The sequence below is a fragment of the Luteolibacter flavescens genome (genome assembly GCF_025950085.1).
GTDB classification, from domain to species: domain Bacteria; phylum Verrucomicrobiota; class Verrucomicrobiia; order Verrucomicrobiales; family Akkermansiaceae; genus Haloferula; species Haloferula flavescens.
Window position 1 is genome coordinate 287,129 of record NZ_JAPDDS010000002.1, and the last position, 14,941, is coordinate 302,069.

At 65.9% G+C, this 14,941-nt stretch carries 9 protein-coding genes; 4 read left to right on the forward strand and 5 right to left on the reverse strand.

Annotation, left to right across the window (positions count from 1 at the left end; all coding sequences use genetic code 11):
- Nucleotides 1-16: 16 nt before the first annotated feature.
- Complete coding sequence (gene uvrA, locus OKA04_RS04810) at nt 17-5,725, reverse strand: excinuclease ABC subunit UvrA (protein WP_264499997.1); 5,709 nt, start codon at nt 5,723-5,725, stop codon at nt 17-19.
- A 133-nt stretch (nt 5,726-5,858) separates the two neighbouring features.
- Between uvrA and OKA04_RS04815 the strand changes: the two genes are divergently transcribed.
- Nucleotides 5,859-6,230, forward strand: a complete 372-nt coding sequence (locus OKA04_RS04815) for a globin domain-containing protein (protein ID WP_264500186.1) — start codon at nt 5,859-5,861, stop codon at nt 6,228-6,230.
- A 257-nt stretch (nt 6,231-6,487) separates the two neighbouring features.
- Here OKA04_RS04815 and OKA04_RS04820 read toward each other — a convergent pair whose 3' ends face one another.
- The 3 genes from OKA04_RS04820 to OKA04_RS04830 form a co-directional block, all read right to left on the reverse strand.
- Nucleotides 6,488-8,539, reverse strand: coding sequence for a serine/threonine-protein kinase (locus OKA04_RS04820; protein WP_264499998.1), 2,052 nt, complete (start codon nt 8,537-8,539; stop codon nt 6,488-6,490).
- Nucleotides 8,540-8,576: 37 nt separating this feature from the next.
- Nucleotides 8,577-9,833, reverse strand: a complete 1,257-nt coding sequence (locus OKA04_RS04825; protein WP_264499999.1) for a serine/threonine-protein kinase — start codon at nt 9,831-9,833, stop codon at nt 8,577-8,579.
- A gap of 64 nt (nt 9,834-9,897) precedes the next feature.
- Nucleotides 9,898-11,256 carry a CPBP family intramembrane glutamic endopeptidase gene (locus OKA04_RS04830; protein WP_264500000.1) on the reverse strand — a complete coding sequence of 453 codons (1,359 nt, stop codon included), beginning with the start codon at nt 11,254-11,256 and terminating at the stop codon, nt 9,898-9,900.
- 144 nt (nt 11,257-11,400) lie between these two features.
- On the opposite strand from OKA04_RS04830, the gene OKA04_RS04835 reads away from it, so the two are divergent.
- The 3 genes from OKA04_RS04835 to OKA04_RS04845 are packed head-to-tail and all read left to right on the forward strand — an operon-like array spanning nt 11,401 to nt 13,696.
- Entirely contained in the window at nt 11,401-12,426 is a 1,026-nt protein-coding gene (locus tag OKA04_RS04835; protein WP_264500001.1) for a type II CAAX endopeptidase family protein, read from the forward strand.
- Nucleotides 12,423-13,310 (forward strand): thiamine-phosphate kinase, encoded by an 888-nt coding sequence (gene thiL, locus OKA04_RS04840; RefSeq protein ID WP_264500002.1) that lies wholly within the window; start codon nt 12,423-12,425, stop codon nt 13,308-13,310. The genes OKA04_RS04835 and thiL overlap by 4 nt, the downstream gene beginning before the upstream one ends.
- Nucleotides 13,307-13,696 (forward strand): ketosteroid isomerase-related protein, encoded by a 390-nt coding sequence (locus tag OKA04_RS04845; protein WP_264500003.1) that lies wholly within the window; start codon nt 13,307-13,309, stop codon nt 13,694-13,696. Before thiL ends, OKA04_RS04845 begins: the two co-directional genes overlap by 4 nt.
- An 82-nt stretch (nt 13,697-13,778) precedes the next feature.
- Here the strand turns inward: OKA04_RS04845 and OKA04_RS04850 are convergent, their stop codons facing one another.
- Complete coding sequence (locus OKA04_RS04850) at nt 13,779-14,918, reverse strand: tetratricopeptide repeat protein (RefSeq protein WP_264500004.1); 1,140 nt, start codon at nt 14,916-14,918, stop codon at nt 13,779-13,781.
- Between the last annotated feature and the right edge of the window lie 23 nt (nt 14,919-14,941).

Consider the following 14,941-nt stretch of genomic DNA (forward strand, 5'->3'; position numbering starts at 1 on the left):
ACGGCATCCGACCTCATCATGATTTCGCCTGACTTGGCAAGGTGCCGGCGAGCGCCGCGGCGAGGAAGGGTGCGGTGCGGGATTGCTTCGACTTCACCACCGTCTCCGGCGGTCCCTGCGCGATGATCTTGCCGCCATGTTCGCCAGCCTCCGGGCCGAGATCGAGGATCCAGTCGGCCTCGCCGGCCACGGCCATGTGGTGCTCGATGACCACCACCGTGTGCCCTTCGTCGACCAGCCGGTGCAGCACGTCGATGAGACGCTTCACGTCCTCCAGATGGAGGCCCACGGTCGGCTCTTCGATCAGGTAGAGGTTCGTGCGGTTCAGCGTCTTGAGGTTCTTCGCGGAGACGCGGCCTTTCGTCAGCTCCGTCACCAGCTTGATGCGCTGGGCCTCGCCGCCGGAGAGCGTGGGTGATGGCTGGCCGAGCTGCAGGTAGCCGAGGCCGGTATCCGCCAGCAGCTTCAGCGGCGCGGCGATGCGCGGCTGCGAGTCGAAGAAGCTCGCCGCCTGCTCGATGGTCATCCGCAGCACCTCGCCGATGTTCTTTTCGCGGAAGCGCACCTCCAGCGTCGCTGGATTGTAGCGCATCTCATTGCACGCCTCGCACGGCACCCAGGTGCTGGGCAGGAAGTCCATCTCCAGCTTCACGCGGCCATTCCCTTCGCAGACCGGGCAACGGCCATCGCCGGTATTGAAGGAAAAGCGCGATGCCTCGTAGCCGCGGACCCGCGAGTCCGGAAGCTGCGCGAAGAGCTTCCGGATATCGTCGAAGACCTTTACATACGTCGCCGGGCAAGAGCGCGAGGTCTTGCCGATCGGTGACTGATCGACCTCATAGACCGACTGCAGCTTGTCGAAGCCGGTGGCCTTCGTGAAGGGCGCGTCCTTCTTCCTGCCCTTCGTCTTCCCGGAGGTGGCCGCCACGGCGAGGCATGAGTGCATCAGCGTGGATTTCCCCGAGCCGGAGATGCCGGTCAGCACCGTCAGGCGCCCCAGCGGGATCGCGGCTTCCACGTCCTTCAGGTTGTTCGCGCGGCAGCCGGTGATCTTGGCAAAGGGGTGATCCTTCTTCACCGCGCGCCGCTCTCCGCGGGTCGGGTGGATGATGGGATTCGAGAGGGCGCGGTAAGTCGGGGAAGTGATCAGTGCCGAGTGATCGGTGATCGGTGAAGAATCCTTGCCGCGCTTCTTTCCCGGTTTTCCTCCCGATGATGTCGGATCGCCCGGCAATTTCGGCGGTGGTCCCTGATACACGATCTCGCCGCCGAGCCTGCCCGCTCCCGGGCCGAGGTCGATGAGGTGATCCGCGCGGGCGATGGTGTCCTCATCGTGCTCCACGACGATCAGGCTGTTCCCGCGGTCGCGGAGTGCGACCAGGGTTTCCAGCAGGGCCGCATTGTCGCGCGGGTGCAGGCCGATGGTCGGCTCGTCGAGGACGTAAAGCACGCCTCGCAGGTTCGACCCGAGCTGCGCGGCCAGGCGGATGCGCTGGCTCTCGCCGCCGCTGAGCGTGCGCGCCGAGCGGTCGAGCTGGAGGTAGCCGAGGCCGACTTCCTGGAGGAAGGCGAGGCGCTGGCGGATCTCCGGCAGGATGTCGCGCGCGATGAGCTGCTCGCGGTCTCCCTCGATGGTCAGCTTTCCGAAGTGCTCCGAGGCATGATTGACCGCCAGCCGTGCCAGGCCGGCGAGCCTCGTGCCCTGGAAGCGCACGGCGCGTGCCTCTTCATTCAGGCGGGCACCGTGGCAGCTCGGGCACTCCACCAGTTCCTCGTCCTCCATGCGCTCGATCTTCCGGTCGGCATCCATCTCGGCCTCGAGCACGGATTCATAGCGCGAGGTATCCAGGTGGAAGCGGTGCTTCGGCACCACGCCGTGGCCGCGGCACTGCGTGCACCAGCCGTGCGGCGAGTTGAAGGAGAAGAGCCGCGGATCGAGCTCCTCGAAGGATTTGTGGCAGCTCGGGCAGCTTGCCTCCGAGGAAAGCAGTGCGAATTTCTTGTCCGGCGTGAAGAGCTTCAGCACGCCCTTCCCGATATCGAGGGCCCGCGAGATCGTGGATGGCAGACGGGAGATGGCGGATTCCTCTTCGCTTCCCTTGCCTTTCCTTGGCCCTTGATCCTTCTCACCTGGCACTTCCGCCACCACCACGTCGATGTCGTGCTCCTTGAAGCGCTCCAGCCGCGTGAAGCCCTCCGCCTCGCGGAACTGCTTGTCTACTAGAAGTCTCGTAAATCCCTGCTTCAGCGCCCACTCGGCCACCTCGGTGTGGTAGCCCTTTCTCCCGCGGATCACGGGCGCGAGGATGGAGACGGCACCCTTCTTCAGCAGCGTGCGGATGCTTTGCTCGATGGCCGCCATCGATTGCTTCTCCACCGGCACCTGGCAGTCCGGGCAGTAGCGCGTGCCGAGCTTCGCGTAGAGCAGGCGGATGAAATTCCACAGCTCCGTCACCGTGGCGACGGTCGATTTCATGCCGCCCTGCGAGACGCGTTGCTCGATGGCCACGGTCGGCGGCAGCCCGGCGAGGGAGTCGATCTCCGGCTTCTCGAGTTGCTCGGCGAATTGCCGCGCGTAGGCGGACATGGAGTCGAGGAAGCGCCGCTGGCCCTCCGCGAAGAGGATGTCGAAGGCGAGCGTGGACTTGCCAGAACCGCTGAGGCCCGAGACGACCACGAATTGATCGCGCGGGATGTCGAGCGAGACGTTCTTCAGGTTGTGCTCGCGCGCGCCGCGCAGCGAGATGGTGTTCGTGGACGGCGCGATGAGGGGAGCGGAGGCGGATTTCGCAGGCGTGACGATGCGGGCGACCTCGCCCTGGAGCATCGGCTTGAGAAAGCGCGCGGTCTCCGTGTCCAGCGTGGCAATGTGTTCCGGCGATCCCTCGGCGACGAGCTTGCCGCCCTTCGCCCCGGCTTCCGGGCCGAGGTCCAGGATCCAGTCGGCGCACTTGATGACGTCGAGGTTGTGCTCGATGACGAGCAGACTATGGCCCGCGTCCACCAGTCGCTGGAAGACGCCGAGCAGGCGCTCGATGTCCGAGAAATGCAGGCCGGTGGTCGGCTCGTCGAGGATGAGCAGCTTGCCCGCCTTCGCATCGCGGCCGGAGGTCTCGGCGAGCAGTTGGCAGAGCTTCAGGCGCTGGGACTCGCCGCCGGAGAGGGTATTGAGCGGCTGGCCGAGCTTCAGGTAGCCGAGGCCGACTTCGGCGAGCGGCCGGAGCAGTTTCGTGACCTGCTCGTGGCGCTTCGCGTGGTTTGCGGGCAGGCCGTCGGTTTCGCCGTAGAAGGCGAGCGCTTCATCGATGCTGAGGTCCAGCACGTCGGCGATCGACTTGCCGAGGTAGTGGAGGTCGAGTGTTGAGGGCTTGAAGCGCCGGCCGTTGCAGTCCGGGCAGGTGACGTGCAGGTCGGAGAGGAATTGCATCTCCACCTTCTCGCTGCCCGCTCCGGCACAGCGGTCGCAGCGGCCTTCGCCGGAGTTGAAGGAAAAGAAGCCTGTCTGCAGGCCGCGTGACTTCGCGTCCTCGGTGAGGGCGAAGAGCTGCCGGATGGGATCGAAGGCACCGAGCAGCACCGCGGGCGTGGAGCGCGGGGTGCGGGCGAGCGGCGACTGGTCCACGAGCAGCACGTCGCTCAAGTACTGCGTTCCTCGTAGTTCCTTCAGCGGCGCGGGATCGAGGTCCGCCTCCTCCTTGCGCAGCTTCCGGCAGAGGTTCGCGTAGAGGACATCGTGGGAGAAGGTGGACTTGCCCGAGCCGGAGACGCCGGTGAGGCAGACGAAGAGGCCGAGCGGCATGTCCACGTCCAGCTTCTTCAGGTTGTGGCGCGTGGCACCGCGTAGCTCCAGCTTCGCCTTGCCGGGCTTCCGGCGCTTCGTGGGGATGGCGATGGATTTCCCGCCGGTGAGCCAGGGGAGGGTGCCGATCCCGGATTTCGTCGACTTCTTGCCGGAAGCCGGAGCCACCGGACCCTGATAGATGAGTTCGCCGCCGTGGATGCCGGCGGCGGGGCCGATGTCCAGGATCTGGTCGGCCGCGCGCATCACGGCCTCCTCGTGCTCCACCACGACGAGCGTGTTGCCCTTGTCGCGCAGGCCCTGCATCACGCCGACGAGGCGGTGGATGTCGCGCGGGTGCAGGCCCACGGTCGGCTCGTCGAGGACGAAGAGCGTGTTCGTCAGCGAGGCACCGAGGCAGGTGGTGAGATTCACGCGCTCGATCTCCCCGCCGCTCAGGGTGCGGGCGGGGCGGTCCAGCGTGAGATAGCCCAGGCCCACTTCATCGAGATACTTCAGCCGCGAGGTGATCTCGGTCAGGATCAGCTTCAGCGAGGCATCCTGCGCGCCGAGGGTCCGCGGGTCGGAAGTCAGGCCGGAGAACCACGCGGACAGGTCCGTGAGCGGCAGCGTCCACAGGTCGGGCAGGGTCTTGCCGTCGATCTTGAAGCACAGTGCCTCCGGCTGGAGCCGCTTGCCCCGGCAGGTGCCGCAGGTCGTGTAGGAGCGGTAGCGGCTGAGGAAGATGCGGACGTGCATCTTGTAGGCCTTCGTCTCCAACCAGTCGAAGAAGCCCTTCACGCCATACCATCCGCCGGAGCGGGAGATCTCCTCGATCTCATCCGTGGACGAAGTACGATGGTCGCCGTAGTAAACCCACTCGCGGATATCTTCGTCCATGTCTTCCCATGGAGTGTCGATGTCGATGCGCCGCTCCTTGCAGCAGCGCAGCAGGTCGCGCTGGCACTCGTCGCCGCGCTCGCCTTGGAAGGGCTTGATGACGCCCTCGCGGATGGTCAGCGAGGGATCGGGCACGGACTTGTCGAGATCCAGGCCGATCACCCGGCCAAAGCCCCGGCACTTCGGGCAGGCACCGAGCGGGTTGTTGAAGGAAAAGAGCGCGGCGGAGGGCGGGCGGAGCGAGTTGCCGGTGGCGGGGTTCGTCCAGTTCTTCGAGAAGGCCCTGGCGTTGGCTTGTGGCCCGGCTGTCGCAGCCACGGTGGCGTGGCCCTTGCCCAGGGCGAAGGCGTGCTCGAGCGCTTCCAGCAGGCGGGTGCGCTCGCTTTCCGCGACGCTCACGCGGTCCTGGATGACGCTGATGGTGCGGGCCTTCAGGCTGGCGCTCCCGGGGTCATCGGTGCGGACGACCTCGTCGCCGATCAGCACGCGGAGGTAGCCCTGCTGGCTGAGGAAGGGGAAGAGGTCCCCGCTCTTCGTATCGGCGGGGATGGCCACGGGGAAGGTGACGAGCACCTGCTGACCGGCCAGGTTTTCGAAGACCCAGGCGGTCGCGCTCTCCGGCGAGTCGGGGAAGATCTCCTCGCCCGTGTCCGGGTCGTAGCCCTTTGCGGAGCGGGCGTAGAGGAGCTTCAGGTAGTCATTGATCTCGGTCAGCGTGCCGACGGTCGAGCGGGTGGTGCGGATGTTGTTCTTTTGCTCGATGGCGATGGCCGGCGGGATGCCGTCGATGTGATCCACATCCGGCTTGTCCATGCGGTCGAAGAACTGCCGCACGTACGGCGAAAAGGTCTCCACGTAGCGGCGCTGGCCCTCGGCGTAGAGCGTGTGAAAGGCAAGCGAGGATTTCCCGGAGCCCGAGGGACCGGTGACCACGGTGATCTGGCCGAGCGGGATATCCAGGCTCAGGCTCTTCAGGTTGTGCTGGCGCGCGCCGCGGATCTGGATGGCGGGCTGCGGGCGGGAGGATGCGGATTTCTTCGCGGGCACGGCGTGTAGAGTAGACAGGACCGCCGCGGGCGCTAGCGGATATTGTGCGTATGAACGCCTATCCCGCTGCCACGTGCATTTCGCAGGGCTTGCACGGACCGGGTGCCGGTGCCATGACGCGGCCGTGGAATCGATGGAGGAAATCGTCGCCCGCGAGGTGGGCGCAGACGGCCTGGCCGCGATGGTGGCCGCCTTTTACCGCCGGGTGAAGACGGACGACGTGCTCGGCCCGATGTACCCGGAGCAGGACTTCGAGGGCGCGGAAAAGCGGCTCCGCGAGTTCCTGCAGTTCCGCTTCCTCGGCCACGAGGCCTACGTCGAGAACCGCGGCCACCCGCGCCTGCGCATGCGGCATTTCCCCTTCGTCATCGGTGAAAAGGAAGCCGCCCGCTGGGTGGAGCTGATGGAGGCGGCGATGGCCGACTGCGACATCAGCGGTGAGGCGTGGGCCGTCATGAGCCCGTTCTTCGCGCAGGTCGCGGAGTTCCTGAAGAACCGGCCCTGATAAGGGGCGTGGCGGACGCTGGACCCGCTAGAGCATTTTACTTTGAGCTGTAGCCCTTCAGCAGACTTCAAAGAGAGGAAGATCGAACCGCGAAAAACGCGAAATACCGCGAAATTTTTGGATCTGAATTTCTCTTCCTGCCTTCCAGATTTCGCGCCTTTTCGCGTCCTTTGGCGGTGAAATAAAAGCTCCGACCCATCGGGAGAGCCGACCTCAACCATCCCCGCGCAATCGGCTACGACTTTGCGTGAAACGCTCTAAAAGTCCGGATGAGGGATGAGCTCCTCAAGATCCACCTTCGAGTTTTCACCCCAGCTCTTTTCGCCCTCTTCCCCGTCCAGGACGTAGGTGATGGTGAGCTGCTTGTTCCAGCCGGGATTGGGATCGGCACCGAGATCGGAAGGCGACACGCGGAATGACTCCTTCTTGACCGTCAGCCATTCGCGGACCTTCACGGTCACGTCCGCATTCTTCCCACCGGTGCCATAGGTGGCGGAGACGACCTTGAAGGAAGTTGCAGCGGCCTGCTGCTCCTGCTCTGCCACGCCAAGCGTCGCGAGCCAGCCATCGAGATCGGCCGCGGCTTCCACCCTAGCTTGCAGGGCTACGGCGACGTCGTCTTCACCGGACTTCTGGGACGCTTCCACTGCCTCGCTGACCCGCGTCACGTAGGCGTCACGGATCTTCACCGCTTTCGTTTCGAAGGATTCGTCGATGGTCTGCTGCTTGCGGGAGGAGAAGTCGGCGATTTTTGACATGCGCTCGGACAGGCGGATGCCACTGCTGGCTCCGATCTCGTCGGGGACGCGATTGTCCGTTACCAGGCGCTTCATCCGTTCGACCTGGGTCTTCCAAATGGTCTGGTCGCCCTTGTTGAGGGTCTTCAGCCAAGAGTCCAAGTCCCAGGCATAGGTCTTGGCATTGGCGGCCAGTTCCTTGGCGCGGTCGGCGTCCAGTGCCGCGACCAGAGTCTTCGCCTTGGCTTCCAGTTCCAGGATGGCGGGCGGGAGTTCGACTTGGGCCGTGGCGGTTTCGTCAGGGCCGTCCTCGTCGTCCATCGGCTCCTCGGGCGGGAGCCCGGTGTCCGGGGCGTCGGTCCCGGGCTCGTCGTCCATGTCCGCGAGATCGGGCTCCGCCGGGTCGTTTCCGGCTTGCGGGAGCGGGTCTTCGTCCGGGGTTACGGGGTCAGGCTTGATGGGGTCCTTCGGTGCCGCGGGTCCCGGGCTGGTGGTGCCTGGAGAGGATTTGTCGGCTTCCTGATCGGCTTTCGAGGCATCGTAGGCCGCTTGTTGTGCCGCCTTGTCATCTTCCATGCCGCGCAGCTTTTTCCACGCGATGGCGGTGGCGACGATGAGTACTGCCAGCACACCGGCCTGGACCACGAAACTGGAGCCGCTGCGGCGCTTCACCACAATCGGGACGGGCTCGCCGGCGGCTGCGCGGGGCGGGCGGGCGGGGCGGCGGGAAATGGTGGACGTGGTCTTCGGCGCGGGCGGCGGGGAGGCGGCACCGCGCAGCCAATTGTCCAGCGCGGCGGACATCGCTTCCGCGCTCGGGTAGCGCATGCCTGCCGTGGGGTGCGTGGCGATCGCGCAGATCGCGTCCAGCGCCGTGTCACATCCGACGATGGAGGACGGCGGCGGAGCCGGAATGTCGTACGGAGGGCAGCGGCCGATGAGCAGCTCGTAAAGCACCACGCCGAGGGCGAAGATATCCGAGCGATGGTCGGCATGGTCCGGTTCGCGCATGATCTCCGGCGCGGAGTAGCCCGGCGTGCCCATCAGCAGGCCGGTGGAGCCTGCGCCAGCGGGACGTGCCAGGCCGAAGTCGCCCACCTTTGGCACGGCCTTTGGCGTCAGGAGAATGTTCGCCGGCTTGATGTCGCGGTGGATCACGCCGTGCTCGTGGGCATGGGCGAGGCCGTCACAGATGCCCTTCACGATCGTCACCGCCTGCCGTGGCTCCACGGACAGGTTGTGCGCGGAGTGGAAGAGCGACTTGCCGTTCACATACTCCATCACGATGTACGGCATCCCGTCGGCATCGCCGAAGTCATACACCCCGATCAGATTCGGGTGATTGAGGCGGGCCATCGCCTTCGCCTCGGTCTCGAAGGACTGGCGGAACTCGGGATCCTCCCCGAGTTCGCGCGGCAGGATCTTGATCGCCACGTCCCGGTCCAGGCTGCGCTGGCGGGCCTTGTACACCGCTCCCATGCCGCCCTGCGCGATAAAGGCCTCGAATTCATAGCCCGGCAGCAGGGAAGCGAGCGCTTCCAGCGTGGGGGGATCAAAGGATTCCGGGGTCATGGGATGGTGGAGGAGGGGAAAAGACTGGTCTGTCTGGTCAGGGTGGCGGCGTGCCAGCCGGAGGTGTGGCCGGTGGCGTCTCAGGCGGCTTTCCTTGGGTTGGCTCGGGGGCGAAGCGGATGGTGCTCGGGTCGGGCGGGGCGTTTTCCTTTTCCTGCGCCTTGCGGACGGCCTCGTTGTGGGCCTCCACCTTCGCCTTTTCGATCCGGGCGGCCTCTTCCTTGGCGGCGATGTCGCGCTTGTTCTCCGTGGCGCGGTGCATCTGGAAGCCGACCAGCCCGCCTCCCACCAGCACCACGGCGGTGAGGATGATGGGCACGGTCATGTCGGTCTTCTTCTGGTGCATCACCATCGAATTGTTCGACGGGCGGCGCGGTGCGGCGGCGTGGGCGGACCGCACCTGCGGCAGCGCCTGTGCCTGGGGCACGTGAGGCTGCGGCACCGCGCGCTGCTGCTGCTGTGGCTGGGCCACGCGCAGGGCCACGGCCTCCGGCTCGCGGTTTGCCCAGCCTTCCAGATCATTGCCCATTTCCTCGGCGCTGGCGTAGCGGCGGGAGGGATCGCGGTCGGTGGACTTCTGCCAGATCGCGTCGAGCTTCTTGTCACAATTGATCACCGAGGAGGGCAGGCGCATGTCCTCTTCCTCCGGCTTGTGACCGGTCAGCAGCTCGTAAAGGATCACGCCCACGGCGTAGATGTCGGTCCGGACGTCGAAGTGCTCCGGATTGTCGTAGATCTCCGGCGCGGTGTAGCCGGGCGTGCCCATCGTCAGGCCCGCGCTCTCGGCATCGGCCGGGCGGGCTAGGCCGAAGTCGCCGATCTTCGGCACGATCTTCTCGTTGAGGAGGATGTTCGCCGGCTTGATGTCGCGGTGGATCACGCCGTTTTCGTGCGCGTGGGCGAGGCCGTCGCAGATGCCCTTCACCAGCGCGGCGGCCTGTTCCGGGTCCACCCGCATGTTGTAGGCGGAGTGATAGAGCGACTTGCCGTTCACATACTCCATCACGATGTAGAGCATGCCATCGATGTCGCCGGAGTCATACACGCCGATCAGGTTCGGGTGATTGAGGCGTGCCATCGCCTTCGCTTCCGTCTCGAAGGAGTGGCGGAAAGCGGGGTCCTCGCCGAGTTCGCGGGGCAGCACCTTCACGGCCACGTCGCGGTCCAGCGCCTTCTGGCGGGCCTTGTACACGGCTCCCATGCCGCCCTGGGCGATGAAGGAGTCGAATTCATACGCAGGCAGGAGCCCGGACAGGACTTCCAGCGTCGGCGCTTCGAAGGATGTGGCACTCATGGATTTCGGGAGGCTCGATTACAGGTTTGGACGGACGATGGCGAGTGGAACCCTGCCTGCAATTTCACAGCGGTGCATGATAAACGATCCATTCAGGAACCTTGATGGCGAAATTGTAGAGTGCATGGAGAAAAATGGCGGTCGCCAACCTTCCCGAGGCCGCGAAGCAGAGCGAGCAGGCGGCACCGAGCAGGCCGACGGACACCAGCCCGTAGGCGTCGTAATAATGCACCACGGCGAACACCGCAGCGGAGATCAAGGTTGCGGCCGGGACCCGCAGGCTATTGGCCAGCGAACGGAAAAGCACCCCGCGGTAGAGGATTTCCTCGGCGATCGGCGCGGCAATGCAGGCGGAAGTGATGGCAAAGACCAGCCCCCAGTGCCCGCTTTCGATCTCGGAGAGCCCTCCCGCCGGGTCCCTGGGCATCGAGTCCCCCAGCATGAAATACCGGATCACCTGGTCCGCCACCATCAGCAGGCCGAAGCTGCCCAGCACCATCCGGGCCTCTGGCGCCACGTGCAGCCCCAGCCGCGTCCACGCGTGGCGGCTGCGTCGGAAGAGGAAGGCGAAGGTCAGCAGCGCCGGGAAGAACCTTGTGGCAGCGTCGATCAGCGCAAAAAGCACGGGCGAGATCGAGAGCGGCTGTCCTTCCGCGCCATTCCACTTCCGGAAGAAGGTGATCAGGCCGTCGAGTGCCTTTCCGAAGCCGATCGACGCGAGGTAGGCGAGCAGGAAGACGCCCAGCCCGAGGGCGGTCGGCCAGCGGCCGATGTATCCCGTGGCCCGGCTCCGCAGGGCGGTCCGGTAGCCGCCGCAGAGGGTGGGCAGGAAGACGAGCCCGCAGAAGGCAAGCAGCCACACCCCGCCGCGGGAAAGCACGGTGCGCAGGGCGAGTTCGCGGCTGCGGGGGTCATTCCGGCGCTCGGCATCCGGGACCTTCGCACCGTCGCCGGGCGACTCGCCCAGCCGGACCAGATATTCCCGGTCCCACCAGTAGTCCTGCCCCTGGTCCACGCGGGCGCTCACGGCCTGCGGATCCGGCGGCAGCGGCATGTAGGAGCCATCGGTCCCGCGCACCGAGCGCAGCACGCCCAGCGCGAAGGAACTCTCGGCATCCAGCGAGCGATCCTTTTCCAGCAGTCCGAAGGAGTAGATGGCGTCATCGAGCGCCTCCCGCCGGTCCGGAATGGCGAGCAGGTGGCGCAGCGGTCCTGGGAGATGGCCGGCGCTGTCGGAAAGCCGAAGCTCGCGATCCGCCTTTCTCACGGCCATGCGGGCCACGCCTTCTTCCCAGCCGTATTTCTTGCCGAAGTGATTGTCCCACAGCCACACCCCCATCACGAAGATCAGCAGGGCCAACAGGGGCTCCGGCATGTGCCTGCGCAGGATCGAGCGGTAGGGATTGGCAGCCTGCTGGGACACAAAGGGGGGGAGAACGCTGCCCGACCCTCCCAAAATCCCGGAAAACGGCAAGCTTATCGGATGATCACGATCCGTTGACTAAAATCCGGGCACCGATTTCCCACTGGCCGCGTTTCTTGGCCGCCGCCACAATGTCGTCACCGAATGGGAACCTTCCTCGCCTCAAATCTCGCCGCCATCGCTCTGGGTCCGGATGCCATCGTCCTCGGGGTCTTCGCGCTAGCGGCCGTCATCTTCCTCGTGAGCTGGGCCATCCGGGCACTGACCGGGAAGATGGAGCCTTTCTCGGAGTCCTTTCCCGCGCCGCCCATTTCGGCGGAGGACGCTGCCCTGCTGAAGCCCGCTGGAGACCCTGACTCCCCCTACGCGCCGCCCGGCGAACTGCCACCGCCGCTGCCCGCCACCGCTGATCCGGCACCCGCCATCGGTTCCTTCAAGGTCAGCACCGCGCCCTACCGGTTCTTCGACCTGCCGCTCATCGGCATGGTCTTCCTCGTTTTCATGGGCCTCACCGCGATGAATAGCGGGGGAGGCGGCGAGGAGATCCCGCTGGACAAGAAATACACGCCTGGCGTGTTGATCGCCTCGATCGTCTTCCAGTTCATCATCATGGGCATGGTGCTCGCCTTCGTCACCTGGCGGGTGAAGATCATCGACTGGCTTGGCCTGCGCTGGCGTCAGTGGCCCTTCGTCTTCGCCATCGCGCCGGTCACCGTGTTCTTCATGTGGTGCTTCATGGGGGTGCTCTTCATCAGCGGGTGGAATACCTGGCTGGAGAAGAGCCTGGGGATCGAGTCCATGCAGGAGGCGGTGAAGGTTTTCCAGGAGGTGAAGGACCCGCTGGTCATCGCCCTCATGGCCGTCACGGCGGCACTCGTCGCTCCTCTCGCGGAGGAGGTTGTCTTCCGCGGCTACCTGTATCCGGCGGCGAAGCGCTTCTGCGGACCTGCGGGGGCGATCCTTTTCTCCTCGTTGGTCTTCTCGGCGGCGCACGGTCACGTGGTGGCGCTGCTGCCGCTCTTCATTTTGGCGGTCGTGCTTTGCCTGCTCTATGAATTCACCGGCTCGCTGTGGGCCTGCATCTCGGTGCATTTCCTCTTCAATGCGGCGACGGTGACCATCCAGCTTCTCCAGCGGTCCGGCATGCTCGACGCCCAGACACCGTCATGAAGCGCCTGCGCGATCTGGGCGAGGACGCCTTGATAGCCCGCATGCTGCGGGGCTTCCCCGGGGGCGAAAGTCTTTTGGTCGGCCCGGGCGATGACTGCGCGGTGGTCGATCCCGGTCGCGGCCCGCTGCGGCTGCTGAAGACGGATGCCATCGTGGAAGGCGTGCATTTCCTGCCGGACACCCCGGCGGAAAAGGTCGGCTGGAAGTCCGTGGCGCGCGTCATCAGCGACTTCGCCGCCATGGGCGGGAAGCCGGAGCACCTGCTCGTGACCGTGGCGGTGGATGCGGAAAAGCCGGTGGCCTGGATGGACGGGCTCTACCGCGGCATCCGCAAGTGCCTGGCCACCCACGGCGGCGTGCTGGCGGGCGGCGAGACCTCGCGGCTGCCAGACGGAGCGCTCATTTCCGTGGCGGGCGAGGGGAGCGTGGAGCGCCGCCACCTCGTGCTGCGCAGCGGGGGAAAGCCGGGCGATCTGGTCGTCGTGACCGGGCGGCTCGGCGGCTCCATCCGCGGGAAGCATCTCACCTTCACCCCCCGTCTGGCCGAGGCCGCCTGGCTGGTGCGCCACCTGCGCCCGTCCGCCATGATGGACCTGTCCGACGGGCTGGCGAAGGACTTGCCACGCCTCGCCGCTGCCAGCGGCTGCGGATTCGAGATCGACCCCGGCGCTCTCCCGGCCAATCGCGGCTGCACCCGCGCGCAGGCGCTGGGGGATGGCGAGGACTACGAGCTGCTCTTCACCGTCCCGCCGCGCCGCTGGCGTGCTGCCGCAGACCAGTGGCCAAAGGGCTTCCCTCCGCTGTCGATCGTCGGCACACTCCGCCCCCCCGGCCAGGGACAGGGCGATGCGCTCACGGGTGGCTGGGACCATTTCTCCCCATGAAATCGCTGATCGAAACTTACTACGCCGCATTCAATTCCGGCGACCGCGAGGCGCTGTTGGAGCTTCTGGCCGACGATGTCGTCCACGAGGTCAACGAGGGCGAGGCCGAGACCGGCAAGGATGCCTTCCGTGCCTTCCTCGGGCGCATGGACCGCTCCTACCGCGAGACGGTGGAGGAGCTGGAAATCTTCACCGGCCCGGAAAACCGCGCGGCTGCCGAATTCTACATCCGCGGCGAATACCTCGCCACCGATGCCGGTCTGCCGGAAGCGAAGGGCCAGACCTATCACCTGCGCGTGGGTGCCTTCTTCGAGGCCCGCCTCGGCAAGATCACGCGCGTGACGAACTACTATAACCTCCGTGATTGGCTTGCCCAGGTGAGCTGAGCGGAGCGTTGGGAAAAGTAGCTGGGGCATCTTGCCCCAGTCCGTCCATAGGGAGTCCCGCCTCTCTTTTCCCTCTATCGGGCTACCCGCGACCGCTCGTCCGGCCGGAACTCCACGCCTCGTATTTCCTGAGCAGCCTCAGGAAGAGCAGCACCACGAAGTGAACGCCGACGAAGGCGCCCACGAAGCCGAAGCCCTTGTCCAAGGGCACGCCCGCGAGGAGGAAGAGCAGCGCCCAGATCCCGCAGCTCAGTAGGAGAAAGGAGCCGAAGCGCAGCCACAGCGGGAAGCGCCGGATCTTCAGCCATAGCGATAGCATCGGGATCGACGTGTCCGAGCCGCGTCGCAGCTCCGAGACCACGAACCATTCGTACACCTTGCAGCCCGGCCACAGCAGCACCGTGGCCACCGCCAGCCAGGCGAAGAAGATGCCCACGAACTTCATGGCCACCAGCAGGAAGATGGCGATCCACCAGTGGTCGCGCAGCACGCCGAAGCCGTTCTTGATCGAGACAAACGTGCGGGAGGGCAGGCTGAAGAGGCAGTAGAGCAGGCTGCGCCGCGCCACCGCGTGGAAGAGGTCCTGCTGGTATTCGCGATTTCCCGGCTCCGCGCGCAGGGCCATGCGATAGTGCTCCTCGGCCTTCGCCGGGTTCTCGAGCTCCTCGAGGTAAACATCGCCGATGCTGCTGTGCAGCGAGCTGTTCGCAGGGTCCAGCGCGAGTGCGGACTCGTATTCGCGCAGGCGCTTCCAGGCGTCCCTCGGGGTGGTCTCCATCGCGGCATGGAGGCGGATGTGGAGGTTCACGATTTCCGGATCGTGCGGGGCCAGCTCCCGGGCGCGGGTGATGCGCTTCCGCGCCTCGGCCGGGCGATACTGTTGAGCCTCCACGATGGCGGCGGCGAAGTGGAAGTAGGCGAAGTCCGGCGCGATCTGCAGGCCGCCCTCGATGAAGCGGCCCGCCTTCTTCCACTGCTGCTTCACCATATGGAAGCGGATGGCTGCGACGTGGGTGTCCACCGACTGCGGGTCCAGATGGAGGAGCTGCTGCACATGGCGCTCCGCCGCGGGGAGCTGCCGCAGGTCGCACAGGCCCATCACCAGGTAGTAGTGTGCGTTCAGGTCATTCGGATCCAGACCGAGGAAGCGATACGCCTCGGCCACCAGCCGGTCGGGATTTCCCGCATCATGGAGGTTCGACAGTACCCGGCCCGAGGACATGCCGGAGTGAAGGCGGAAGCGGC